General features: G+C 55.7%; 18 protein-coding genes. 8 read left to right on the top strand and 10 right to left on the bottom strand.

Annotated elements, in window-relative coordinates:
* Positions 1-3 precede the first annotated feature (3 nt).
* Genes PanJK_RS06370 through PanJK_RS06355 form a run of 4 tightly spaced genes read right to left on the bottom strand, consistent with a single transcriptional unit; the run spans position 4 to position 4,489 of the window.
* Positions 4-1,317, bottom strand: a complete 1,314-nt coding sequence (locus PanJK_RS06370) for an MFS transporter (RefSeq protein WP_265298130.1) — start codon at positions 1,315-1,317, stop codon at positions 4-6.
* Between the two features lie 36 nt (positions 1,318-1,353).
* Complete coding sequence (locus tag PanJK_RS06365) at positions 1,354-1,674, bottom strand: YdbL family protein (RefSeq protein WP_008106428.1); 321 nt, start codon at positions 1,672-1,674, stop codon at positions 1,354-1,356.
* An 11-nt stretch (positions 1,675-1,685) separates the two neighbouring features.
* Positions 1,686-1,874 carry a YnbE family lipoprotein gene (locus tag PanJK_RS06360; RefSeq protein ID WP_008106429.1) on the bottom strand — a complete coding sequence of 63 codons (189 nt, stop codon included), beginning with the start codon at positions 1,872-1,874 and terminating at the stop codon, positions 1,686-1,688.
* Positions 1,871-4,489: a YdbH family protein gene (locus PanJK_RS06355; RefSeq protein ID WP_265298128.1), complete on the bottom strand. Its 2,619-nt coding sequence runs from the start codon at positions 4,487-4,489 to the stop codon at positions 1,871-1,873. The genes PanJK_RS06360 and PanJK_RS06355 overlap by 4 nt, the downstream gene beginning before the upstream one ends.
* Before the next feature lie 171 nt (positions 4,490-4,660).
* Between PanJK_RS06355 and PanJK_RS06350 the strand changes: the two genes are divergently transcribed.
* Positions 4,661-5,653 (top strand): 2-hydroxyacid dehydrogenase, encoded by a 993-nt coding sequence (locus PanJK_RS06350; RefSeq protein WP_256696522.1) that lies wholly within the window; start codon positions 4,661-4,663, stop codon positions 5,651-5,653.
* Positions 5,654-5,669: 16 nt separating this feature from the next.
* Here PanJK_RS06350 and PanJK_RS06345 read toward each other — a convergent pair whose 3' ends face one another.
* On the bottom strand, positions 5,670-5,942 hold the full coding sequence (locus tag PanJK_RS06345; RefSeq protein ID WP_061718809.1) for a DUF333 domain-containing protein: 273 nt from the start codon (positions 5,940-5,942) through the stop codon (positions 5,670-5,672).
* Positions 5,943-6,131: 189 nt separating this feature from the next.
* Between PanJK_RS06345 and PanJK_RS06340 the strand changes: the two genes are divergently transcribed.
* The 3 genes from PanJK_RS06340 to ttcA all read left to right on the top strand — a co-directional run bounded on the left by PanJK_RS06340 (position 6,132) and on the right by ttcA (position 11,585).
* Complete coding sequence (locus tag PanJK_RS06340) at positions 6,132-6,788, top strand: MgtC/SapB family protein (RefSeq protein WP_008106437.1); 657 nt, start codon at positions 6,132-6,134, stop codon at positions 6,786-6,788.
* 138 nt (positions 6,789-6,926) lie between these two features.
* On the top strand, positions 6,927-10,454 hold the full coding sequence (gene nifJ / locus PanJK_RS06335; protein WP_265298125.1) for a pyruvate:ferredoxin (flavodoxin) oxidoreductase: 3,528 nt from the start codon (positions 6,927-6,929) through the stop codon (positions 10,452-10,454).
* 195 nt (positions 10,455-10,649) lie between these two features.
* Positions 10,650-11,585 (top strand): tRNA 2-thiocytidine(32) synthetase TtcA, encoded by a 936-nt coding sequence (gene ttcA, locus PanJK_RS06330; protein WP_008106443.1) that lies wholly within the window; start codon positions 10,650-10,652, stop codon positions 11,583-11,585.
* Positions 11,586-11,636: 51 nt separating this feature from the next.
* Here the strand turns inward: ttcA and PanJK_RS06325 are convergent, their stop codons facing one another.
* From PanJK_RS06325 to PanJK_RS06315, 3 genes are all read right to left on the bottom strand, one after another.
* Positions 11,637-11,783, bottom strand: a complete 147-nt coding sequence (locus tag PanJK_RS06325; RefSeq protein ID WP_008106445.1) for a hypothetical protein — start codon at positions 11,781-11,783, stop codon at positions 11,637-11,639.
* Positions 11,784-12,038: 255 nt separating this feature from the next.
* Positions 12,039-13,022 carry a zinc transporter ZntB gene (zntB, locus tag PanJK_RS06320; RefSeq protein ID WP_256696524.1) on the bottom strand — a complete coding sequence of 328 codons (984 nt, stop codon included), beginning with the start codon at positions 13,020-13,022 and terminating at the stop codon, positions 12,039-12,041.
* 121 nt (positions 13,023-13,143) lie between these two features.
* Positions 13,144-14,763, bottom strand: coding sequence for a peptide ABC transporter substrate-binding protein (locus tag PanJK_RS06315; protein WP_265298120.1), 1,620 nt, complete (start codon positions 14,761-14,763; stop codon positions 13,144-13,146).
* A 210-nt stretch (positions 14,764-14,973) separates the two neighbouring features.
* On the opposite strand from PanJK_RS06315, the gene mpaA reads away from it, so the two are divergent.
* Positions 14,974-15,687, top strand: a complete 714-nt coding sequence (mpaA, locus tag PanJK_RS06310; RefSeq protein WP_265298118.1) for a murein tripeptide amidase MpaA — start codon at positions 14,974-14,976, stop codon at positions 15,685-15,687.
* Here mpaA and ycjG read toward each other — a convergent pair.
* Entirely contained in the window at positions 15,656-16,642 is a 987-nt protein-coding gene (gene ycjG / locus PanJK_RS06305) for an L-Ala-D/L-Glu epimerase (RefSeq protein ID WP_265298116.1), read from the bottom strand. The genes mpaA and ycjG overlap by 32 nt on opposite strands.
* 154 nt (positions 16,643-16,796) lie before the next feature.
* Here ycjG and tpx point away from each other — a divergent pair, with 154 nt between their 5' ends.
* The 3 genes from tpx (at position 16,797) to PanJK_RS06290 (ending at position 20,998) form a co-directional block, all read left to right on the top strand.
* On the top strand, positions 16,797-17,300 hold the full coding sequence (tpx, locus tag PanJK_RS06300) for a thiol peroxidase (protein ID WP_265298114.1): 504 nt from the start codon (positions 16,797-16,799) through the stop codon (positions 17,298-17,300).
* Between the two features lie 285 nt (positions 17,301-17,585).
* Positions 17,586-18,965, top strand: a complete 1,380-nt coding sequence (locus PanJK_RS06295) for a glycoside-pentoside-hexuronide (GPH):cation symporter (RefSeq protein ID WP_265298112.1) — start codon at positions 17,586-17,588, stop codon at positions 18,963-18,965.
* A complete protein-coding gene (locus PanJK_RS06290) occupies positions 18,962-20,998 on the top strand; it encodes a glycoside hydrolase family 31 protein (protein WP_265298110.1) in 2,037 nt (678 codons plus the stop codon). The genes PanJK_RS06295 and PanJK_RS06290 overlap by 4 nt, the downstream gene beginning before the upstream one ends.
* Before the next feature lie 126 nt (positions 20,999-21,124).
* Here the strand turns inward: PanJK_RS06290 and tyrR are convergent, their stop codons facing one another.
* Positions 21,125-22,690 carry a transcriptional regulator TyrR gene (gene tyrR / locus PanJK_RS06285; RefSeq protein ID WP_265298108.1) on the bottom strand — a complete coding sequence of 522 codons (1,566 nt, stop codon included), beginning with the start codon at positions 22,688-22,690 and terminating at the stop codon, positions 21,125-21,127.
* Positions 22,691-22,812 lie beyond the last annotated feature (122 nt).

Genomic DNA, 22,812 nt, shown 5'->3' with positions numbered 1-22,812 from the left:
CCTTCAACTTTCGGCTTCATCCAGTGAGCGCAGGTGGTCTTTTTTATTCAGCGTCATCAGCGCCGGAATACTGATCGCAGCCGTCACCATGATGTACCAGGCGGGGATATCGAGATTCCCCGTTTGCTTAATCAGGGAGGTGATGATCAATCCGGCACACCCTGAAAAAACCGCGTTAGAGAGTGAATAAGCCAGGCCCAGCCCGGTATAGCGAACGCGCGTGGGGAACATTTCAGCTAACATTGCCGGGCCTGGTCCTGCCAGCAACCCGACAATGCCACCCGCAACAAACACCACCAGCGCCTTGACCAGCAGCGTTGAAGAGTCGGCCTGCAACACGTTCAGTAACGGTAATGCCAGCACCAGCAACAAGCATGCCGCAAGAACCATCACGCTGCGGCGTCCAATTTTATCGCTAAGAATGCCAGCTGGGATAATGGTCGCAGCAAACCCTAGGTTGGAAATCACCGCAATCAACAGCGCCTGGTTGAAGCCGGTGTGCAGCGAAGATTGCAGATAGGTTGGCATGATCACCAGATAGGTATAACCCGCCGCTGACCACACCATCACGCGGCTGATCGCCAGCAAAATAATCCTAATCGTTGTGCCAAAACTGGCGCTCACCGCTGCCGGTTGTTGCGCGTTTTGCGTTTGTTGCTGACGCACAAAACTGGGCGTTTCTTCCATGCTGTAGCGCAGCCACAGCGCCACCATCCCCATCGGCAAGGCGAGGAAGAAAGGAACGCGCCAGCCCCAACTGTGCATCTGGTCTGCACTCAGCACCGCCGACAGCAACGCGACAATGCCAGCACCCGCCAGCAGGCCCAATGCCACGGTAAATGACTGCCAGGCACCGTAACGCCCACGCTGCCCTTTGGGGGCAAATTCCGTCATCAGTGACACCGCACCGCCGTATTCACCTCCGGCAAACAAGCCCTGCAAAATGCGCAGCCCGGTGATGATCAGCGGCGCCGCCACGCCAATGCTGGCATAGGTGGGAATAATGCCGATCGCAGTCGTCACCAGCGTCATCATGATCAAGACAAAAATCAGCGTAGGCTTGCGCCCAATACGATCGCCCATGCGGCCAAAAAATATCGCGCCCAGCGGACGGAAGAAAAAGGCGATGGCGAAGGAGGCGTAGGTCAGAATAATGCCGGTGAGCTCGGCTTCACCCTGCAGGCGAAAGAAGTTCTGCGCGATCACCGTCGCGAGGAAGCCATACACCGCAAACTCGTACCATTCAATGAAATTGCCCACTGAACCGGCGATTAAGGCGCGCTTCTGTGCATCCGTTGTAGTTTGAGGCATTGGCATTTAACGCTCCCAGAAAAAATTATCCGCTGATAAACCTTATTTACGCAGCCACTGTCCATTGATGCCGCGCACATACTCGCCGCTACCCGCGCGATTCACCAACTTCTCGCCGGCAATACGCGCCACTTCGCTGGCACTCAAATTATTTTGCTGTGCCACACGCTGATATTGCTGCAGGCGGCCATCGTTGATGCGTTTGACCAGCGCCAGCGTTTCTTCATCCTGTTGACGCGCCGCCACATAGCCGCTGAGCGTTTCACCTACGCGCCCTTGTTGACGCGCCTCATCCAGCGTGAGCGCCCAGGCAGAAGGCATCAGCAGTAGCGCCGCAAGCAGCGCGATCCCCTTGCGTTTCATCATGCTTCTCCTCAAAACAGTCCACTCTGATTCTTCAGCAGCGCTTCCACATCTTTATCCACCTTGATGTGAATCTCATGCTCAATTTTGACGTTCATATTGATGGTGATTGGCTCTTTCGGCGCCGCAACTTCAATGCGCGGCACGCAGCCAATCAGCGGCAGCCAGGCTGCCAGCACCAGTAATGCCCTGAGGCTCATGGTTGGGGATCCTTCTTCGAGGGTAAGGTGGCATTTTGCTCCACCCAGGATTGCAAATTATCGCCAAAGCGCAGACTGCGCCACAGCTGGAACAGATTTTCCTGATGCCGGTAGTTCAGATTGACGGTCTGTCGGCGGTTGCTGAACTGGCTGACGCCTTTCACTTCCGACTGCATGATCAGATTGCCGAAGTTATCCAGATCGATAGTGGCCCATGAACGCGAGATCTCCATATAGCGCAGCCAATCCAGTGCTGCTCCGGCCGCAAAGTTATTGCTGACAATGGCATCCGCCATGTCTTTATCCAGCCGGAAGGTCAGCGGGCCGCTATTGGCGATCCAGCCCTTTTCAATCAGCCATTGCGGATTGTTCACCCACAGCGGCAACTCGCCATTAACCTTGCCAGACATGGCAAACTGCTTGGGTTTAATCGCGCTAACCAGCTTGCTGAGATTGATCTCTTTCAGCGAGACGCGCGCCGCTTCATGCTGCGGCATACGCAGCTCGGGCATGCTAACGTGACCGCCTAACAGATCAAGGTTGACGTTGCTGAGCGTTAACGGCTGGCGCTCCTGCCACGGATAGTGACCTTGCAAATCAGCGGTGATGTTTTGCAGCGAGAACTGATTTTTCACTTCGGCGATCCGCAGTGAAACCGGACCGCGCCGTCCAAGCTGCCATTGATGATCCTTCAGGCGGAACGGCAGCGAGAAATCGATACCGTTGATTTCACTGTCCGGCATCCACAGGCTGCCGTTTTTCACCGTCCAGTGACCGCCCGCTTCAAAGCCCTGCTCGCTGGCGGCCGAGAATGCCACCTGCGCGCGCAGTTCACCCGACTGAATACGCATTTTTAAATCGCTGCTGAGCAGCGGCTGGAACACCGTCAACGACTGCGCTGGCCACCATGCTTCGCCACGCAGACGTTCGCCGTCCCAGCGGCCATGTACGCGCACCGGGCCAATATCCTCAGCCGTCAGCTGACCGCGCCAGATAAACTGGCTGGGATCGCGGCCTTTGGCTTCAAAATTAAGCTCTGATGGCGGCAGCCAGCCGCCATAATTGAATTGAGTTTGACCCGACTTCAGCGTGAAGCCGCCGTTAAACGCCGGATGATCCGGATCACGCTGCCAGCGCACCGGCGCGTTGAGCGTCAGGCGCGGTTTAGCCACCTGCACCATGCCGTACGCCAGCTGATCGAAACCGGTATTCAGGGTGTCGAGGCTGATCAAGGTGTCCTGCCAACTGCCGGTGCCCTTCACGTCCCATTTGGCAGAGAGCGGCTCGATCTGACCGTCCCCCCAATAACGCCAGTTCCACACGCCGCTGTCCGGCCAGAAATCGCTGGCGCGGCCATCGAGATGCAACCTGAAGCGACCAAAGCTGGGATCGTGCGCCTTGAGGATCGCCTGCAGGCGGCCATTGATGCCACGCGACGCCACCGTCACGCCCGCCAACGGCCAGCGCGCTTCGTCTACTTCCAGCGTTGAGAGCAAGCGACCGCGCAAACGCAGCAGCGCACCCTGTTTCAGGCTCAACTGCGGATCGGTCAACACGCCATGCAGCAAGCCGGGCATGCTGCCAAATAGCTGCAGATCGGCGAATTTGCTTTCGCCGGTCAACTGGAACGGCAAGGCGCTGTCAACCATGCTCAGCTTGCCGGGGCCAACGCTTAATACCAGATTGCCTTTGCCGCCGCGCCCTTGCGTCAACAGGTTGAATCGCCCGCTGACCAGCGTGTTTTCCATTCCTTGCTGCCAGTTTTCCAGCGTCACGGCCATGCCGCCCGATAGCGGCTGATCGGCCTGCGGCCAGCGCCATTGACCTTGCGTAATGCGAATCTGCCGCTCGTCGACCTGCCACGGCAGCTTCAGCAGCGGCTGATCGTCATCCTGCTGTTTCACCGTCAATGTGCCTTGCTGTTGCTGCCAGTTGAGCGTCAGTGCTAACGGCTGCGGCCACTGCACAACATTGAGGTCAGCACTGAGTTCGCCCGCCACTGGCAAGCCATCAGCAAAGGTTGGCAAAGTGACATCGCCATGCAGATTGAGCGGTTTGGGGAGCAGAGGATGACTGAGTTGCAGCTGGGCAATCTGCAGCAACTGGCCTTGCAAACGCGCATCCACATTGAGGTTGTCGCCCTGATAATGCAGCTGCTGCACCTCTTTATCTAAGGTGAGATCGAAACGACCGGCATATTGCTGCCACGGCAGAATGGTGATTTTTTGCAGATGCACATCGGCGCCAGGCAACATCTTCTGCCAGTCGGCCAGACTGCGCGGCGCACCGCTGGCTTCGCTGTGCGGCAGCGATTGCAGACAGTCGCTGTTAAGTTGAACTTCACCGGCGCTGAGCTGCCAGCGCTTTTGCTGCCAGCCAAGCGACGCATCGCTGACGTTTGCCAGTTCACAATCGCCCGCCAGATAACGCACCGCCGGGAAATGCAGCGCACCTTGCTGCCAGCGCGGCGTGCCGTTGAGTTCCACGCGGGTATTTTCGGGCAACCAGATACCGGCCAGACGCGGCAACCATTGCGTCAGCGTCAGCAGCAATCCCAATAGCAGCAGTATCAGCGCCAGCAGCGCAGCAAGTGTTCGGCGAAGGCCACGCGTCATGGCAGTTAACGTTCCTGTTCTTTACACAATCCTGACGAGGAGCCAAATGATGGCATGTTACGTCCGGCAAATGAAGGTGTTAGCGACATAGTCTGGCTGAAGAACAGCAAAATGACGCGGAAAACGTTATCCTGTTGTGATACCGACGTTGCATTTTTCAGGAGCGAAACAATGAAAGTTGCGGTTTACAGCACCAAGCATTACGACCAGAAATACCTTGAACACGTCAACGGCAGCTACGGATTTGAGCTGCAGTTTTTTGACTTCCTGCTGACACCGGCGACGGCAAAAAACGCTGCGGGCTGTGATGCGGTGTGTATTTTCGTCAACGATGATGCCAGCAAAGAGGTGCTGGAAGAGTTGGCGACGCTGGGCGTTAAGCACATTGCGCTGCGCTGTGCCGGTTTCAATAACGTCGATCTGGCGGCGGCGAAAGCGCTGGGCTTAAACGTAGTGCGCGTCCCGGCGTATTCGCCGGAAGCGGTGGCCGAACATGCGGTTGGCCTGATGATGACGCTGAATCGTCGTATTCACCGCGCCTATCAACGCACGCGCGATGCTAACTTCTCGCTGGATGGTTTAACCGGCTTTAACATGCACAACAAAACTGCGGGCGTAGTTGGGACCGGCAAGATTGGTATCGCGGCGATGCGAATTCTTAAGGGATTTGGCATGCGCCTGTTGGCATTCGATCCCTATCCAAGCCAGGCGGCGCTGGAGCTGGGTGCGGAGTATGTTGATCTCAAAACGCTGTTCGCTGAAGCCGATGTGATTACGCTGCACTGTCCGCTTACGCCGGAAAATCACCATCTGCTTAACGCGCAGGCGTTCAGCCAAATGAAAGATGGTGTGATGATCATCAATACCAGCCGCGGCGGTTTGATTGATTCACAGGCAGCCATTGACGCGCTTAAGCAGCAGAAGATTGGTTCGTTGGGGATGGATGTGTATGAAAACGAGCGCGATCTGTTCTTTGAAGACAAATCGAATGACGTGATTCAGGATGATGTGTTCCGTCGTCTCTCGGCCTGCCACAACGTGCTGTTCACCGGCCATCAGGCTTTCCTGACCGCTGAAGCGCTGACAGCAATTTCAGAAACCACCCTCAGCAACTTGCAGCAGCTGGAGCGCGGCGAAACCAGCCCGAATCAGGTCACTGCTTAACCCTTCTGCGCCTGCGTTAGCGGGCGCAGCTTCCCCCCATCAGCGCCTGTTCGTCACAACGACGACCATTAGCCAACTGGCACATACCGATGCGTGAGCCGTCTAACTGACGTGAAAACGCCAGCGATCCCCCGGCATTACTACAATTCACTTCAGCCATTGATGACATCACAACGCGCGGTTGTACGTGGGCGGCAGTAGCTTGTTGCGGCGGTTCGTTATCACTGTTGCTGCTGCAGGCAGAAAGTAACAAGGTGGCGCCAGCCAGCAGGAAGAGAGCGGCTTTCATCGATGGGGCTCCGGGGATTGAGCGAAAAAGTCGCACCAGAATATGTCAGGTGCGCTGAGGGATCGATAGGCGACACAGCTTTTTACAAAATTTAATTTCATTGTTTACAAGCAGAATTATCCTGTTTGAGATATTTCCGCCCTTTTCACCCGGCGGATTGTTTATTTATCAACCACTAAGGAGAGAACGATGTTGACGGATATGCTGATCCGCATCGCGCTTGCCGGGATTCTCGGCGGACTGATTGGCCTGGAACGGCAGCTGCGCGCCAAAGAGGCCGGTTTGCGCACCCATATTCTGGTCGGTATCGGCAGCGCGATGTTTATGCTGGTATCGAAATATGGCTTTGCCGACATGTTAGTCAGCGATCATGTGGCGCTCGATCCCAGCCGTATTGCGGCGCAGGTGGTGAGCGGCATGGGCTTTCTCGGCGCCGGTACCATCATTATTCAGAAGCAAGTGGTGAAAGGTCTCACCACCGCCGCCGGTTTATGGGTTACTGCGGCGATTGGTCTGGTGATCGGTAGTGGCATGTATGAAATCGGCATTTACGGCACCGTGCTGGCGCTGGTGGTGCTGGAGACGTTCCGTCGCATCAGTCACTGGCTGATTGGCCGTCATCATACGTTGCTGGTGCATCTCAAACCGAAAAGCGTGCCGCTGGTGTTACTGGTGCTGCAACGTGAGAATGTGCGCTACGGCCATATCGCCGTGGTGAATCGTGATGAAGAAATTGGCCTGTGCGAGTTAAGCGTAGAGGTGACATTGTCACGACGCACGCCGATGCACAACATCTATGACAAAGTGATGGAAATCAAGGGCGTTCAGTCGCTGGAGATGATGTAAAAATCAGCAATGTTAGATTCCGGTGCGCTGCCATCTTGCAAGCACACAGACGAAAAAGTCGCGTCAAAGCCCTTTGCTAAACTGAACTGATAACCCCCGTAAATTTTACGGGTTTCTCAGCGTAGCAAAGGACGATTTATGATTACCGTCGACGGTAACGGTGCAGTGGCTTCGGTCGCCTTCCGCACCAGCGAAGTGATTGCCATTTATCCCATCACGCCCAGCTCGACCATGGCCGAGCTGGCGGATAGCTGGTCAGGCGAAGGCCGCCGGAATATCTGGGGCGATGTGCCGCGCGTGGTTGAGATGCAATCGGAAGGCGGCGCGATCGCCACCGTGCACGGCGCGCTGCAAACCGGCGCTCTCTCGACCACATTCACCTCTTCGCAGGGATTGCTGTTGATGATCCCGACACTCTACAAACTGGCGGGCCAGCTGACGCCATTTGTTCTGCACGTCGCGGCGCGTACCGTGGCAACGCACGCGCTGTCTATTTTTGGCGATCACTCCGATGTCATGGCGGTGCGTCAAACCGGCTGTGCGCAACTCTGCGCCTCCAGCGTGCAGGAAGCGCAGGATTTTGCCCTGATTGCACAAATCGCCTCGCTGAATAGCCGCATCCCTTTTATCCACTTCTTCGATGGCTTCCGCACCTCGCATGAAATCAACAAGATCGTGCCGATCAGCGATGAAACCTTGCAGACGCTGATGCCCGCCGAGGCGATTAATGCCCATCGTGCCCGCGCGTTAACGCCGGATCGCCCGACGATTCGCGGGACATCCGCCAATCCTGATACCTATTTCCAGTCACGTGAAGCCACTAACCGCTGGTACGACGATTGCACCCAGCATGTAGAAGACGCAATGAACGCGTTTGGCGTAAATACCGGCCGCCATTATCAGCCGTTTGAGTTTTACGGCCATCCACAGGCTGAACGCGTGATTGTGATGATGGGCTCCGGCTGCGGCACCGCCGAAGAGGCGATTGATGTGATGCTGCAGCGCGGCGAGAAAGTCGGGCTGGTGAAAGTGCGCCTTTATCGCCCGTTTTCGGCGGCGCATTTGCTGCAAAAGATCCCCGCTTCCGCCCAACGAATTGCGGTGCTCGATCGCACCAAGGAGCCCGGCGCGCTGGGCGAACCGCTGTTCCTGGATGTGATGACCGCGCTGGCTGAAGCCTACAGCCGTGGCGAGCGCGCAACGCTGCCGAAGGTGATTGGCGGTCGCTATGGTTTGTCGTCGAAAGAGTTCGCACCCGATGCGGTGCTGGTAGTGTTCCGCGCCTTGCAGCGCGATCAACCGCCAGCGCGTTTTACCGTCGGCATTTACGACGACGTCACCCATCTTTCGCTACCGATAGAAACCAATATCGTGCCGAATCGCGCACGGCTCGAAGCGCTGTTTTATGGTTTGGGCAGCGACGGCAGCGTCAGCGCCAGCAAAAACAACCTAAAGATAATCGGCAACGCCACGCCGTGGCACGTGCAGGGTTATTTCGTCTATGACTCAAAGAAAGCTGGCGGCCTGACAGTTTCCCATCTGCGCGTCAGTGAGTATCCGATTCAATCCGCCTATCTGATTCAGCAAGCCGACTTCATTGGTTGCCATCAGCTGCAGTTTATCGATAAATATTCGATGCTCGATCAGCTTAAACCGGGCGGGATTTTTCTGCTCAATACGCCCTACAGCGCTGAGGACGTGTGGTCGCGCCTGCCGCAGGAAGTGCAGAGCCAACTCAACGATAAACAGGCGCGATTCTATGTGATCAACGCGGCGCGTATTGCCCGCGAATGCCAGCTGGGCGCGCGCATCAACACCGTGATGCAGATGGCCTTTTTCCAGCTGACCCAGATTTTGCCGGGCGATAGCGCGTTAACTGAACTGCAAAACGCCATTGCGCGCAGCTATAGCAGCAAAGGTGAAGAGCTGGTGCAGCGTAACTGGCAAGCGCTAGCGATGGCACAACAAGCGCTGCAGCCAGTGCCGCTAAAGCCGGTAGACGATCGCAGCCCACATCGCCCGCCAGTGGTAGCTGATAGCGCACCCGATTTTGTCAAAACCGTCACTGCAGCGATGCTGGCCGGCCTTGGCGATAAATTGCCGGTTTCGGCGCTACCGCCGGATGGAACCTGGCCGGTTGGCACCACTAAGTGGGAAAAACGTAATATCGCTGAAGCCGTGCCGATCTGGCAGCCCGATCTCTGTACCCAGTGCAACCATTGCGTCGCCGCCTGCCCGCACTCCGCGATTCGCGCCAAAGTGGTTGATCCTGCAGCGCTGGCAGATGCGCCAGCTTCGCTCGCTTCACTGGATGTGAAATCGCGCGATATGCGCGGACAGAAATACGTGTTGCAAGTGGCACCGGAAGATTGCACCGGCTGTAATCTGTGCGTCGAAGTGTGCCCGGCCAGCGATCGCCAGCATCCGGAAATCAAAGCCATCAACATGAAATCACGCCTCGAGCATGTTGAGACGGAAAAGGCCAATTACGCTGCTTTCCTCGCGCTGCCTGAGATCACCGCCGAGCAGCTGGAACGTATTGATATCCGCACCTCGCAGCTGATCACGCCGCTGTTTGAATATTCCGGTGCCTGTTCGGGCTGCGGTGAAACGCCCTATATCAAACTGTTAACGCAGCTGTATGGCGATCGTCTGCTGATTGCCAATGCCACCGGCTGCTCCTCCATTTACGGCGGCAATCTGCCTTCCACGCCATACACCACCAATGCCGAAGGTCGCGGTCCGGCGTGGGCGAATTCGCTGTTTGAAGATAACGCCGAATTTGGTTTGGGCTTCCGCTTGAGCGTCGATCAGCAGAAACAGCGCGCGCTCAGATTACTGAATCAATGCGCGGCGCAGTTACCGGCGGAATTGGTTGATGCACTAAAAGGTGACAATGTCACCATATCGCAACGACGCGAGCAAATTGAACAGCTGCGCGCCCTGCTTGCTGCGTCATCGCAGCCGGAAGCCAAAGCCTTACATGATGCAGCCGATGCGCTGGTAGAAAAATCAGTTTGGTTGATAGGTGGTGATGGCTGGGCGTACGACATTGGTTACGGCGGCCTCGATCACGTGATGAGCCTGAGCGAAAACGTCAACGTGCTAGTGCTGGATACGCAGTGCTACTCGAATACCGGCGGACAGGCATCAAAAGCGACGCCGCTCGGCGCGGTGACTAAGTTTGGCGAACAAGGCAAACGCAAGGCGCGTAAAGATCTCGGCATGTCGACGCTGCTGTATGGGCATGTGTATGTGGCGCAGATTTCACTGGGCGCGCAGCTCAATCAAACCGTGAAAGCGATTCAGGAAGCGGAAGCCTGGCCGGGACCGTCGCTGATCATCGCTTACAGCCCGTGTGAAGAACATGGCTATGATCTTGCCTACAGCCACGAGCAGATGCGCCTGCTGACCACCAGCGGTTTCTGGCCGCTGTATCGCTTTGATCCACGACGCGCGGAGCAAGGGAAAGCCGCGCTGGCGCTGGATTCGCGTCCGCCGACCTCCGAACTGGAACAGGCATTAATGAACGAGCAGCGTTTCCGCCAGTTGCAAACCCAGCGGCCTGAAGAAGCGTCACAGTTGTGGCGCGATGCAACGGAAGCCGCCAATCAGCGTTATCAGCGGCTGGCGGAGTTAGCAGGGAAAACCGAGAAAAGCGAGTAGATGAAAAAGCCCGGTGCCCTGCGCCGGGTGTTACTCCAATCGTGCAATGACGTTATCATCAGAAAAGAGATCACTTCAGGCTAGCATTCGCGCCCGCAATCCGTACCATACGCAGTCATGTTTATAGGGTTTATTGCCGTTGAAGATTACTTCAGCCGCTAACGGCCCTCGCCTTCACTCTCAAGCGTGAAAATAATGTCAGAAAATCAAGAAGTAACAAAAAAAGAGCAGTACAACCTCAATAAACTGCAGAAGCGTTTACGTCGCAACGTGGGCGAAGCCATTGCTGACTTCAACATGATTGAAGAAGGCGATCGCATCATGGTTTGTCTGTCTGGTGGTAAAGACAGCTACACCATGCTGGAAATCCTGCGTAATTTGCAGCAGAGCGCGCCGGTGAACTTCTCGCTGGTGGCGGTGAATCTCGACCAGAAACAGCCCGGTTTCCCGGAGCATATTCTGCCGGCCTATCTGGAACAACAGGGCGTTGAGTATCACATCGTTAACGAAGACACCTATTCCATCGTTAAAGATAAAATTCCTGAAGGCAAAACCACCTGCTCGCTCTGTTCACGTCTGCGCCGCGGTATTCTGTATCGCACCGCTACCGAGTTGGGTTGTACCAAGATCGCCTTAGGTCACCATCGCGACGATATCCTGCAGACCATGTTCTTAAACATGTTCTACGGCGGCAAGATGAAAGGCATGCCACCCAAACTGATGAGCGACGACGGTAAACATATCGTGATTCGTCCGCTGGCTTATTGTCGCGAGAAAGACATCATTCGCTTTGCCGAAGCGCGCCAGTTCCCGATCATTCCGTGCAACCTGTGCGGTTCGCAGCCGAATCTGCAACGTCAGGTGGTTGCCGATATGCTGCGCGACTGGGATAAACGTTATCCAGGCCGTATCGAAACCATGTTTACCGCGATGCAGAATGTGGTGCCATCACATATGGCCGACATCAATCTGTTCGATTTCAAAGGCATCAAACACGGTGATGCCGTGGTAGATGGCGGTGATTTGGCGTTTGATCGTGAAAGCTTGCCGGTGCAGCCTGCGGGATGGCAGCCAGAAGAGGACGACGCGCCCAATCTCAGCGTACGTCTTGATGTGCTGGAAATTAAATAACCGGTTTTGCTGTTAAATAAGGCGCGTCGCTTCGACTACGCGCCTTTTTTATTAGCGGTGCGGTGGTGGATCCTGGATCGGCGGAAATTCGGGATCGTACGGAGGTTGTGCGGGTGGTATCGGCTGCGGTTGTGGAATCGGTTCGGGAATCGGTGGTGGATCGGTAGGAATTGGTTCGCTGGCAATGATCGCTTGCATGCCCTTCTCCTTGTCTCTGAATGTCCTTTAAGCATAGGAAAGGATGCGTATTCAAGCCAAGCGGGCAAAAAAAAGCCGGCGGATGGGCCGGCGTCGTACGAATCAAATGTGCTATGCAGTAATTCAAAAAAGGAAGTAAGACAATATGGAGCGCAACGCCCATCGCTTGACGTTGCATTCACCTGCGGGAAAGAGTTTGCCCCGATTGTCCTGGTGGGATATTGATATCGATCAGGTTTAATCCGCTTTTCTGCCTTACAACCATTTCCGCCGTTTCAGCCATATCGCCACACCGCCCACCATCACCAGCAGCAGCACGCAGAAGGCGGTGAAACCCAGCGCCCAATTGCCGCCAGGAATGCCGCCGAGGTTGACGCCGAATAAACCGGTGAGGAAGGTGGCTGGCAGGAAGATCATCGCCATCAACGACATGGTATAAGTGCGACGGTTCATCGATTCCGCAAGGATTGACGCCACTTCATCTGCCAGAATCGAGGTTCGCGCCACGCCCGCATTGAGATCGTCCAGTCCACGGCCCAGACGATCGGCGACCTCTTGCATGCGGCGGCGATCGTCATCGTTCATCCACGCCATCTTCTCGATGGCCAGCCGCGCGTAGACATCGCGCTGCGGTGCCATATAACGACGCATCACAATCAGCTGTTTACGCAGCAGCGCCAAATCGCCGCGCGCAGGTACTTCCTGATTCATTAACGCATCTTCCAGTTCGATAATTTTATCGTGCATCTCTTCGATAAATTCACTGGCGTGATCGGTTAACGCATCGCACACATCCACCAGCCAGCTGCCGCCGTCAACCGGACCATTACCGTTTTGCAGATCGGTCAGCACGGCATCAATGGCGTACACCTTGCGACGGCGCGTCGAGACAATCAGCTTATCGTTGATAAACACGCGCATTGCCACCAGCTGATCGGGACGCGAATCAGCATTGTGGTTCACGCTACGTAGCACAATCATGAATCCGTCGCCAAGGCGCGTGACGCGCGGACGCATGCTGTCGCCCGCCAGCGCGTCACGCACAGAATCGGGGATCAGTGGTGTGTTTTGCAGCCATTCCGCACTTTGCCGTTGGGTGTAATTGAGGTGCAACCAGCAGGGACGTTCGCAGTTGATGACGTCTTTATCTTCGATGGGGATCATGCCGCCTGCGCCGTCCAGCTGACAGGACACAATGGCATCGGATACTTGTAACGCTTTTCCTTCAATGACGTTCACGCACTCGCCTCACTATCAAAATCAATACGATACAGTCTAGCGTGGCGCAGACCAGTTGCAATCATCAGGCTGTGAGCAAAGATGACAGGCGGTCACAATCACCGCCTGCGGATGTGCGGGATTAATGTTTCTCAATCCACAGCTCACGGCTGTACGCCACGTCTTCTGGATTGGTGATCGGATAACCTTTCACCCACGGCTTGATTAAGCGGCCATTGGTATATTGGTAGATCGGTGCGATCGGAGCCTGATCGGCGATGATCTGCTCGGCTTTGTTGTAATCGGTGTTACGCGCCGCCACGCTGGTTTCGGTGCTGGCTTTGGTGATCACCGCATCGTAATCGGCACTGCGGAAACGCGCGATATTGCCGGTGTGCGTCGAGGTCAGCAGGCTGAGGAAGGTTGACGGCTCATTATAATCGCCGATCCACGAGGCGCGGATCACATCGAAATTGCCGCTCTTACGGCTGTCGATATAGGTTTTCCACTCCTGATTTTGCAACGTGACATCCACGCCGAGATTCTTCTTCCACATTGAAGCCACCGCGATAGCGATTTTTTGATGGCTTTCCGAGGTGTTGTAGAGCAGCGACAAATGCAGCGGTTTACCGGGTCCATAACCCGCCGCCGTCAGTAATGCTTTGGCCTGCGCGTTAAGCTCCTGTTGGCTATGTTGCTGCAGATAGCTTTTCATCGGGGTGAAGCCGGCGGTAACGTCCGGTGTAAAGTGCCAGGCCGGTTTCTCACCGGTGCCCAAAACCTTCTCCGCGATAATGCGACGATCGATGCTCCATGACAGCGCCTTACGCACGCGTACATCGGCGGTTGGCCCTTTCTCGGTATTGAAGGCGTAGTAATAGGTGCCAAGCTGATCCGGCGTGTAAACCTGGCCTGGCAGCTCTTTCTTCAGCAGCGCGTACATGTTTTTCGGGAAGGATTCGGTGATATCGATATCATTGGCGCGATAGCGCTTAGTGGCGCTGGACTCTTCATTAATCGGGATAAAGGTGACTTTGGTCAGCACCGATTTTTTGTCATCCCAATAGTTGGCGTTGCGCACCAGAACGATTTTTTCGTTTACTACGCGATCCTGAAGCTGATAAGCGCCATTGCCGACCAGCTTGCCCGGTGACGTCCAGCTATCACCCTCTTTTTCAATCACTTTCTGCGATACCGGATACATCGCGGCATTAGCAACCATACTCGGGAACCACGGCACAGGGCGTGACAACGTCACCTTAAGATGGTTCGCATCGGTCGCCGTCACCCCGAGATTATCGGCGCTCATCTGTCCTTTGGTGATCGCTTCCGCGTTCTCAATGCCGCTCAGCGCGGCAAACCAGGCAAATGGCGAACTGTTCTTTGGTTCAACTAAACGTTGCCAGCTGTAGACAAAATCCTGCGCGGTAACCGGCTCGCCATTTGACCAGCGCGCATCTTTGCGCAGGGTAAATATCCAGGTTTTGTTGTCGTTGCTGCTCCAGCTTTGCGCCACGCCCGGAACGATCTTTCCGTGGGCATCCTGGTTGGTCAGCCCTTCAAACAGATCGCGCATCACCTGAATTTCCGGCAGGCCAACCGCCTTCATCGGATCGAGTGAAGCGGGTTCATCTTTAATATGGCGAACGATTTCCTGGGTGCTGGCCAGCTGTGCGCCCGACGGCACGTTGGCGGCGAATGCGGGTGAGACTGCACTGGCTACAATTAACGCAGTCAGCGTCTTGCGGAACGTTAGTTTCATCACCACTCCTTTACGCGAAAAAAATGGCGACCGCGAAGAGATTGTGTCGCCAGCAACGTTTGGCACTTTATCGCAAATTGCTGATTGATATATAGCTATTTCCCCGCAGGCTATTTACCGTTATGTTGAGGCTGGATTCCCGGTCACATTTTTTACCTTAAACGCCAGAAGGCTTTTGGCGGTGTTGGAAGCATTTCATAGAGGAACGTTATGTCGTCATACCATCCACGTCCGCTACGCGGCAAGCTGGACGCTGTCTGGCAACAATACGGGCAATCGGTGCTGGGCGCGCCACTGCTGTGGTTTCCGGCACCCGCCGCCGATGCCGAAAGCGGGCTGATTATCGCTGGCACGCACGGCGATGAGAATGCCGCGATTGCCACATTATCCGGTGCGATGCGTACCTTGCCGGAGGCGCTGCGGCGTCATCACGTTGTTCTGGCGGTCAATCCCGATGGTTGTCAGTTGGGGTTGCGCGCCAACGCCAACGGCGTCGATCTCAACCGTAACTTCCCCGCCGCTAACTGGCAGCATGGCGACACGGTATATCGCTGGAACAGTGAAGCGGATGAACGTGATGTGGTGCTTTCAACCGGATCAGGTCCCTCTTCCGAACCGGAAACCCGCGCGCTGTGCCAGCTCATTCATCAGATTAAACCGCGCTGGGTGGTTTCGTGGCATGAACCGCTGGCCTGCATTGACGATCCGCACCACAGCGATTTAGCAAAGTGGCTGGCGCAGCAGACCGCGCTGCCGGTGGTGAGTAGCGTGGGTTATGCCACGCCGGGTTCGTTTGGCAGCTGGTGCGACGATCTCGGCCTGTTGTGTATTACCGCCGAGATGCCGCCGATTTCGGTGGACGAAGCCACCGAAGTCTATCTGGAAGCGATGATCAATCTGCTGCGCTGGCAGCCAGCGGCTTAAGTACGCCGTGAGAGAAGTGCAGCGACGGTTCTACATCGGCCGCAAGCCAGGTTGGACCGTCGAGATCCGCGAACGTCGCGCGCGCCGTCAGCGGTAATGCCGCACGAATCGCCCGTGAGGTGCAGAGCATGCAGCCGAGCATAATGGCGAATCCCTGTTGCTGCGCCGCCTCTGCCAGCGCTAACGCTTCGGTTAATCCACCGGTTTTATCCAGCTTGATATTCACCATCTCATAGCGCCCTTTCAGCTGCGGCAGGCTTTCACGCGTGTGGCAGCTTTCATCGGCGCAGATTGGCAGCGGATGGATAAAGTTGCCCAGCGCGCTGTCTTCTGCGGCCGGCAGCGGCTGTTCCAGCATCGCGACATTGAGATCGGCCAGCAGCTGACAGCGTGCCGCCAGGCCTTCGGCATGCCAGGATTCGTTGGCATCGACAATCAAAGTCGCGTCCGGTACCGCGCTGCGTATCGCCACTAAACGTTCGCTGATCAGGTGATCATCCATTTTAATCTTCAATAAACGCGCGCCATGTTGCCACAACGCCTGCGCGCTGCTGGCCATCGCATCAGGCGTGTCGATGCTGATGGTGTGCGCGGTAACAATCTCGTCGGCGAGTTGCACAGCGCACAATTGCACCAGGCTTTTGCCCTGCTGCTGTCGTGCCAGATCCCACAGTGCGCAGTCGATGGCGTTACGTGCCGCGCCCGCCGGTAACGCCTGTTGCAGCGCTTCACGTGTCATCCCACTTTGCAACGCACTCAGCTGCGAGGCGATCTGCTTGAGCACCGACGCCTCGCTTTCACCGTAGCGCGCGTACGGCGTCGCTTCCCCGACGCCTTTAACGCCATCCTGCTCGATCTCCACCACCACAACATGCGCCTCGGTGCGACTGCCGCGTGAAATAACAAACGGCGAATGTAACGGCCAGGCTTCCGGATAACTCTTCACTGTTCTCATTATTTCTCCTTAAATCCGTCGCTTAAATGCGAGCCGGCTCGATTATCGCCAGGAAATGCGCTCGTAAACCCTTAAAAATTATGTCATAAACAAGCGCTATACCTGTTCTGACGTTCCAAAAGTCAGATATTTCATCGTTAAAAAAGGAAATCGCATGTCTCAGACTGTTCACTTTCAGGGCAATCCGGTGCCGGTTGCAGGCCAGTTCCCACAAGTTGGCGAGCAAGCTAAACCTTTCAGCCTGGTCGCCAAAGATCTTGCTGACGTATCCCTGGCTAATTATGCAGGCAAACGCAAAGTTCTGAACATTTTCCCAAGCATTGATACTGGCGTGTGTGCGGCTTCGGTGCGTAAGTTTAACGAGCGTTCAGGTGAAGCAGACAACACGGTCGTGCTGTGCATCTCTTCCGACCTGCCTTTTGCTCAGTCACGCTTCTGTGGCGCTGAGAACGTCAACAACGTGATCACGCTCTCTTCTCTGCGTGGCGCTGAGTTCAAAGAAAACTATGGCGTGGCGATTGCGGATGGCCCGCTGAAAGGCCTGACCGCGCGTGCCGTGGTGGTGCTGGATGAAAACGATAAAGTGATTTACAGCGAGCTGGTGAATGAAATTACCGAAGAGCCAAACTACGATGCGGCGCTGGCTGCGCTGAAGTAACGTTAGTCCGCTGTTAAGGCGAAACAGAAGCACCGAATGATTAATTCTTCGGTGCTTTTTAATGCCCGCCTTCAACTCAGATCCCTATTCAACCCATTGATTTCTCGTGATACGTACCACTTCGTCCTGCCCTGTTGCATTTTTACTGTGATTCTTGTTACCCGTATCACATTAATCAAAAAACATAAAACCCGTAACAGATCCCGCAATTGTTCCCGTCCGCTTCGCTACCTATAACTAAGCGTCAATTGCCCTTAAGCGATTCAAAGACAGGCGGGAATCTTTATGCAAGCAAGCTTATCCATTAAAGAAAAGTTCAGTTACGGGCTCGGCGATATGGCCAGCCATATCGCCATTGATAACGTCATCATTTTTCTTACCTTTTACTACACCGATGTGGTGGGCCTGCCCGCGATCTTTGTCGGCACGCTGTTTTTACTGGCGCGCGTCGCCGATGCGGTGATCGATCCGGCGATGGGGATGGTGGCTGACCGAACCCGTTCACGCTGGGGCAAATTCCGTCCCTGGCTATTGATGCTCGCGGTACCGTTCGGCGTCAGTTGTATGCTGATTTATGCGGTGCCGGAAAGCCTGTCGCTCACCGGAAAGATGATTTACGCCGCCGTGACTTACAGCCTGATGATGCTGATGTACACCGCCATCAATATTCCTTACTGCTCGATGGGGGCGATTATCACTGCCGATGATAATCAGCGCATCTCCCTGCAATCATGGCGTTTCTTCCTGGCCACGCTGGGCGGCGCAATGTCCACTTTCCTGATGATCCCCCTCGCCACCTGGCTGGGCGGCGGTAACAAACTGGACGGTTACTTCGCGGCGATGTCGATTATGGCGACGCTGGCAACCTTGCTGTTCTTTATCTGCTTCCTCAACACCCGCGAACGTATCAATGCGCCCGCCAACCACGGCAACTTTCTCGCCGATTTACGCGATTTACTGCGTAACGATCAGTGGCGCGTGGTCGCATTGCTGGTGTTCTGCAATATCTCGTTCGGCGTGGTTAGACTCGGCGCGATGATGTACTACGTCACCTATTTTCTGGGTAATGCCAGCCTCTTCATGTGGCTGCTGGCCGCGCATATCGTCGGCAAGAGCGTTGGTAGCGTGCTGGCAAAACTGCTAACGCGGCGCCTAAACAAGATCACCGCCTTTACCCTCAGCGCCATCACTGCCGGCGTGTTGAGTATCAGTATCGTGTTCCTGCCGGGATCGCTGGCGCTGTTAGTCGGCATGACGTTCATCGTCTCGAGCTTCTATCAGGTCACGACCACGCTGATGTGGGTGATGATGGCTGACGTAGTGGATTACGGTGAATATCGTCAGGGCAAGCGCCTCGATGGCACCGTCTTCTCCACGCTGCTCGCCGTATTGAAAATGGGCATGGCGGTTAGCGGCGCAATTGTCGGCTGGACGCTGGGTCTGAGCGGTTACGTTGCTCAGGCACCGCATCAGCAACCCGCCGCCATGATGGCCATCGTCGCGCTGTTTTCGGTGGTTCCCGGCCTGCTGTCGCTGTTAAGCGCACTGGCGATGCGCGGCTACAAACTTAACGATGTCACCATGCGCACCATCAATCAGAACAAAGTGTCAGCCCAACCGGCTGCAACGGCTTCCACCCTTTTACAACCACAGGAGTTGTCATGAGTGAATTACGCGCCGAATCGCAGCGTATTATCTGGACATTTGACCGTCAGACCCTGGTTATCGAACCCTGGGGCGCGCATAGCCTGCGAGTACGAGCCACCTGTCAGCCTGAACTGATCGACCATGACTGGGCGTTGTTATCGCCTGCGGCTTGCGAGGTGGAGATCAAGCAGGAGCATGAATCCCTCAGCCTGCGCAACGGGAATATCACCGCCACGTTGAATATTCGCGGCCAACTGGCTTTTTACAATCAGTACGGAGAACTGCTGCTGGAAGAGTTCTGGCGTCAGCGCAGCACCGTGGGAATCGGCACCAGCGAAAAGAGTCAGGACAAATACATCAGCGCGCTGAAGCTGGATGCGCGCGCCTTTCGACCAATTCCGGGAGGGAAATATCAGCTCAGCGTGCGCTTTGAAGCGCGAGCGGAGGAGAAAATTTATGGCATGGGCCAGTATCAGCAGGATTGTCTCGATCTGAAAGGCTGCACGCTGGAGCTCGCGCAACGTAACTCGCAGGCCAGCGTGCCGTTTATGGTATCCAATCTCGGCTACGGTTTGCTGTGGCATAACCCGGCCATCGGCGAAGTGACTTTTGGTAAAAACGGCACACGCTGGCAGGCCGAAGTAACAGATCAGATGGATTACTGGATTACCGCAGGCGACACACCGGCTGAGATTGTGCGCCAGTATGGCCGCGCCACCGGCACAGCACCGATGATGCCCAGCTTTGCTACCGGCTTCTGGCAATGCAAACTGCGCTATCGCACTCAGCAGGAAGTATTAGAAGTAGCGCACGAATATCGCCGCCTGCATCTGCCGCTCTCGGTAATTGTCATCGACTTTTTTCACTGGCCAAATCAGGGAACCTGGTGTTTCGATGCGCGGGACTGGCCGGATCCGCGCGCCATGGTGCAGGAACTGAAGGAGATGGGCATCGAAACCATGGTGTCGGTGTGGCCCACGGTGGACAGCCGCAGTGATAACTATCGTCTGATGAAATCCAAAGGCTTGCTGGTCAACAGTGAGCGCGGCGTATCGGTGAATCTCGATTTTATGGGCAACACCACCTTTTTCGACGCCACGCATCCCGCCGCCCGCGAGTTCGTCTGGCAGGAAGTTAAGCGCAACTATTATGACCACGGCATTCGCACCTTCTGGCTCGATGAAGCGGAACCGGAATATCGCGCGTACGATTTTGATAACTACCGCTATCATCTCGGTCCGGTTCAGGAAGTGGGCAATATCTATCCGCAGCTGTTTGCCCGCGGATTTTATGAAGGTCTGCAACAACAAGGCGAGAGCGAGATCGTCAATCTGGTGCGCTGCGCCTGGGCGGGCAGCCAGCGTTACGGCGTGCTTGCCTGGTCGGGCGACGTTCACTCCTCGTTCCATGCCTTACGTAATCAGTTCACAGCCGGACTAAACATGGCGATGGCGGGAATTCCGTGGTGGACCACCGACATCGGCGGTTTTCAGGGCGGGAACATTCATGATCCGGCGTTTCATGAACTGTTGATCCGTTGGTTCCAGTGGGCGGTATTCTGTCCGGTGATGCGTCTGCATGGTTACCGCGAGCCACAGATTGCACCTGATGAAGCCTGGCGCGACGGTATTGCGCAGTGCAACAGCGGATCACCCAATGAAGTATGGAGTTACGGTGAGGAGAATTACGCACTGATGAAAAGCTGTTTGCTGCAACGTGAACAGATTCGCCCCTATATTGACGGCCTGATGCGCGAAGCGCATGAGCTCGGCGATCCGGTGATGCGCCCGCTGTTCTATCACTACCCGCAGCAGCCAGAGAGCTGGCAAGTGGAGGATCAGTATCTGCTAGGCCGCGACCTGCTGGTGGCGCCGGTGCTGCACGCCGGGCAGCGTGAACGTGAAGTGTGGTTACCTGCTGGCGAGCAATGGATTGCGCGTAATGGCGAGTGCTATCAAGGCGGACAACGCATCAACATCGTCGCGCCATTGAGTGAAATTCCGGTGTTTAAGCGGGAAGGAAGTCAGGTAGATATTCGCGCACCCGGCTAAAACCAGCTAAATAAACGTAGGGTCGCTATTCATGGCGACCAATGACAAAGACATCTGCTTGCCAAGGTTGATGCACTTTTGCGAGCCAGGTCGCCATGAATGGCGACCCTACAGGATGTGCGAGCTTTATTCGCTGTCGTTACGCTTCTGCCCTAACCCATATTCGCGCAGCTTATTGGCAATGGCGGTATGCGAAACACCGAGGCGTTTCGCCAGTTTGCGCGTGCTGGGATAAGAGAGATAAAGACGCGTCAGCACTGAACGTTCGAAGCGGCTGGTGATGTCATCCAAAGAACCTTCCATCGCCTCTTCGCCCAATGACACATCCAGCGCCTGCTCTGGCAACACAATATCTTGTGGTCCAAGCTCATAACCTTCCAGCTGCGTCAGCGCACGGTACAGCGCATTCTTCAGCTGGCGCACGTTACCCGGCCAGTTGTAGCGCGTCAGGAACGGCGTCAGCTGAGATGAAAGACGCGGACGCGGCAAGCCTTGCTCGTCGGCGAAACGAGCGACAAACATTTCGGTCAGCGGCAGAATATCCAGCGGACGTTCACGCAGCGGCGGAAGATTGAGCGTCAGCACATTCAGGCGATAAAACAGATCCTCACGGAACTCACCGCGCTGTACCAGCTCAATCAAATTCTTCTGCGTGGCGCAGATCACACGCACATCAACGTGCACTTCATGCTCTTCACCCACGCGGCGGAACGTGCCGTCGTTGAGGAAGCGCAGCAGTTTGGTCTGCATACGTGGCGACATTTCGCCAATCTCATCCAGCAGTACCGAGCCGCCGTTAGCCTGCTCGAAGAAGCCTTTTTTGCCTTCCAGCGCATTGGGGTAAGCACCGGCAGCGTGACCAAACAGCTCGCTTTCGGCCACATCATCCGGCAGTGAGGCGCAGTTCAGCGCCAGGAACGGTTTTTTGCCGCGTGCGCTGCGTAAATGACAGGCGCGCGCCAGCATATCTTTCCCGGTGCCGGTATCGCCGACAATCAACAGCGGCGCGTCGTGCATGGCCAGCTTGCGCGCCTGATCGATCACCTGACGCATTTTTGGCGTAACCGCCACGATGTGATCAAACTCCGAATCATCGGTGACGGTGAGATTCTGCAGCTGTCGGCCCATTCGCGCCGTCGATTTCAGAGTGATCATCGCGCCAACCGGCAGATCGCTCTGGCCCTCTTCTTCAGCCAGATAAATCGGTCGCGCTTCCATCAGGAAATCGCGCCCCTGAATCACCACATGCTGCGCCTGCGCGTCAACGCGTTCATTCTCCAGCCAGCGCTGGAAATTAAAGCCGGTGATTAAAGTGCCAACGTTTTGGTTGCGCAGCTTCTGTTCATCAAGGGTAAACAGATTTTGTGCCGCCGGATTGGCCAACTCGACCTTGCATTTCAGATCGATGGATAATACCGGTTCCGGCATCGCCACCAGCAGCGCGCTCAATGCACGATGCTCGCGTTCAGAGGGCATAAACGAAACGGTACGCACATCTGTCACGCCAGGTGTACGGCGGATTTCCGCCATCAGATTGCTGAAGGGTTCAAACTCCAGCGCGGTGAAATTGAGATAAATGCGACCGAGTGGCGCAATTTCGATGCCGCGCAGGTCGATATTGCGGGCAACCAGCAGGTCGAGCAACTCGCGCGCCAGACCGATTCGGTCCTGGCAGAAAACTTCCAAACGCATTGCGATGAGCCTTAGTCAGGTTTTGATTTTAGTGATAATACGCTAACTTGCAGCGCCTCAGAAGAGGCCTGTCAGGAAAAGTTGACAGCCAGAGGCTGGTGATAAAGGGAAGTGTAGCGGAG

Source organism: Pantoea sp. JK (genome assembly GCF_026130245.1).
GTDB classification, from domain to species: domain Bacteria; phylum Pseudomonadota; class Gammaproteobacteria; order Enterobacterales; family Enterobacteriaceae; genus Pantoea; species Pantoea trifolii.
Note: the sequence above shows the minus strand (reverse complement) of the source record. Positions and strands in the feature narration are given on the sequence as shown.

Excerpts from the sequence above, each read along its gene's own strand:
- tpx (WP_265298114.1), top strand. The coding sequence starts at position 16,797 with ATGTCTCAGACTGTTCACTTTCAGGGCAATCCGGTGCCGGTTGCAGGC.
- PanJK_RS06315 (WP_265298120.1), bottom strand. The coding sequence starts at position 14,763 with ATGAAACTAACGTTCCGCAAGACGCTGACTGCGTTAATTGTAGCCAGT.
- PanJK_RS06345 (WP_061718809.1), bottom strand. The coding sequence starts at position 5,942 with ATGAAAGCCGCTCTCTTCCTGCTGGCTGGCGCCACCTTGTTACTTTCT.
- PanJK_RS06365 (WP_008106428.1), bottom strand. The coding sequence starts at position 1,674 with ATGAAACGCAAGGGGATCGCGCTGCTTGCGGCGCTACTGCTGATGCCT.
- PanJK_RS06295 (WP_265298112.1), top strand. The coding sequence starts at position 17,586 with ATGCAAGCAAGCTTATCCATTAAAGAAAAGTTCAGTTACGGGCTCGGC.
- PanJK_RS06355 (WP_265298128.1), bottom strand. The coding sequence starts at position 4,489 with ATGACGCGTGGCCTTCGCCGAACACTTGCTGCGCTGCTGGCGCTGATA.
- PanJK_RS06325 (WP_008106445.1), bottom strand. The coding sequence starts at position 11,783 with ATGCAAGCGATCATTGCCAGCGAACCAATTCCTACCGATCCACCACCG.
- mpaA (WP_265298118.1), top strand. The coding sequence starts at position 14,974 with ATGTCGTCATACCATCCACGTCCGCTACGCGGCAAGCTGGACGCTGTC.
- ycjG (WP_265298116.1), bottom strand. The coding sequence starts at position 16,642 with ATGAGAACAGTGAAGAGTTATCCGGAAGCCTGGCCGTTACATTCGCCG.
- PanJK_RS06370 (WP_265298130.1), bottom strand. The coding sequence starts at position 1,317 with ATGCCAATGCCTCAAACTACAACGGATGCACAGAAGCGCGCCTTAATC.
- ttcA (WP_008106443.1), top strand. The coding sequence starts at position 10,650 with ATGTCAGAAAATCAAGAAGTAACAAAAAAAGAGCAGTACAACCTCAAT.
- nifJ (WP_265298125.1), top strand. The coding sequence starts at position 6,927 with ATGATTACCGTCGACGGTAACGGTGCAGTGGCTTCGGTCGCCTTCCGC.
- PanJK_RS06340 (WP_008106437.1), top strand. The coding sequence starts at position 6,132 with ATGTTGACGGATATGCTGATCCGCATCGCGCTTGCCGGGATTCTCGGC.
- tyrR (WP_265298108.1), bottom strand. The coding sequence starts at position 22,690 with ATGCGTTTGGAAGTTTTCTGCCAGGACCGAATCGGTCTGGCGCGCGAG.
- PanJK_RS06290 (WP_265298110.1), top strand. The coding sequence starts at position 18,962 with ATGAGTGAATTACGCGCCGAATCGCAGCGTATTATCTGGACATTTGAC.
- PanJK_RS06350 (WP_256696522.1), top strand. The coding sequence starts at position 4,661 with ATGAAAGTTGCGGTTTACAGCACCAAGCATTACGACCAGAAATACCTT.
- PanJK_RS06360 (WP_008106429.1), bottom strand. The coding sequence starts at position 1,874 with ATGAGCCTCAGGGCATTACTGGTGCTGGCAGCCTGGCTGCCGCTGATT.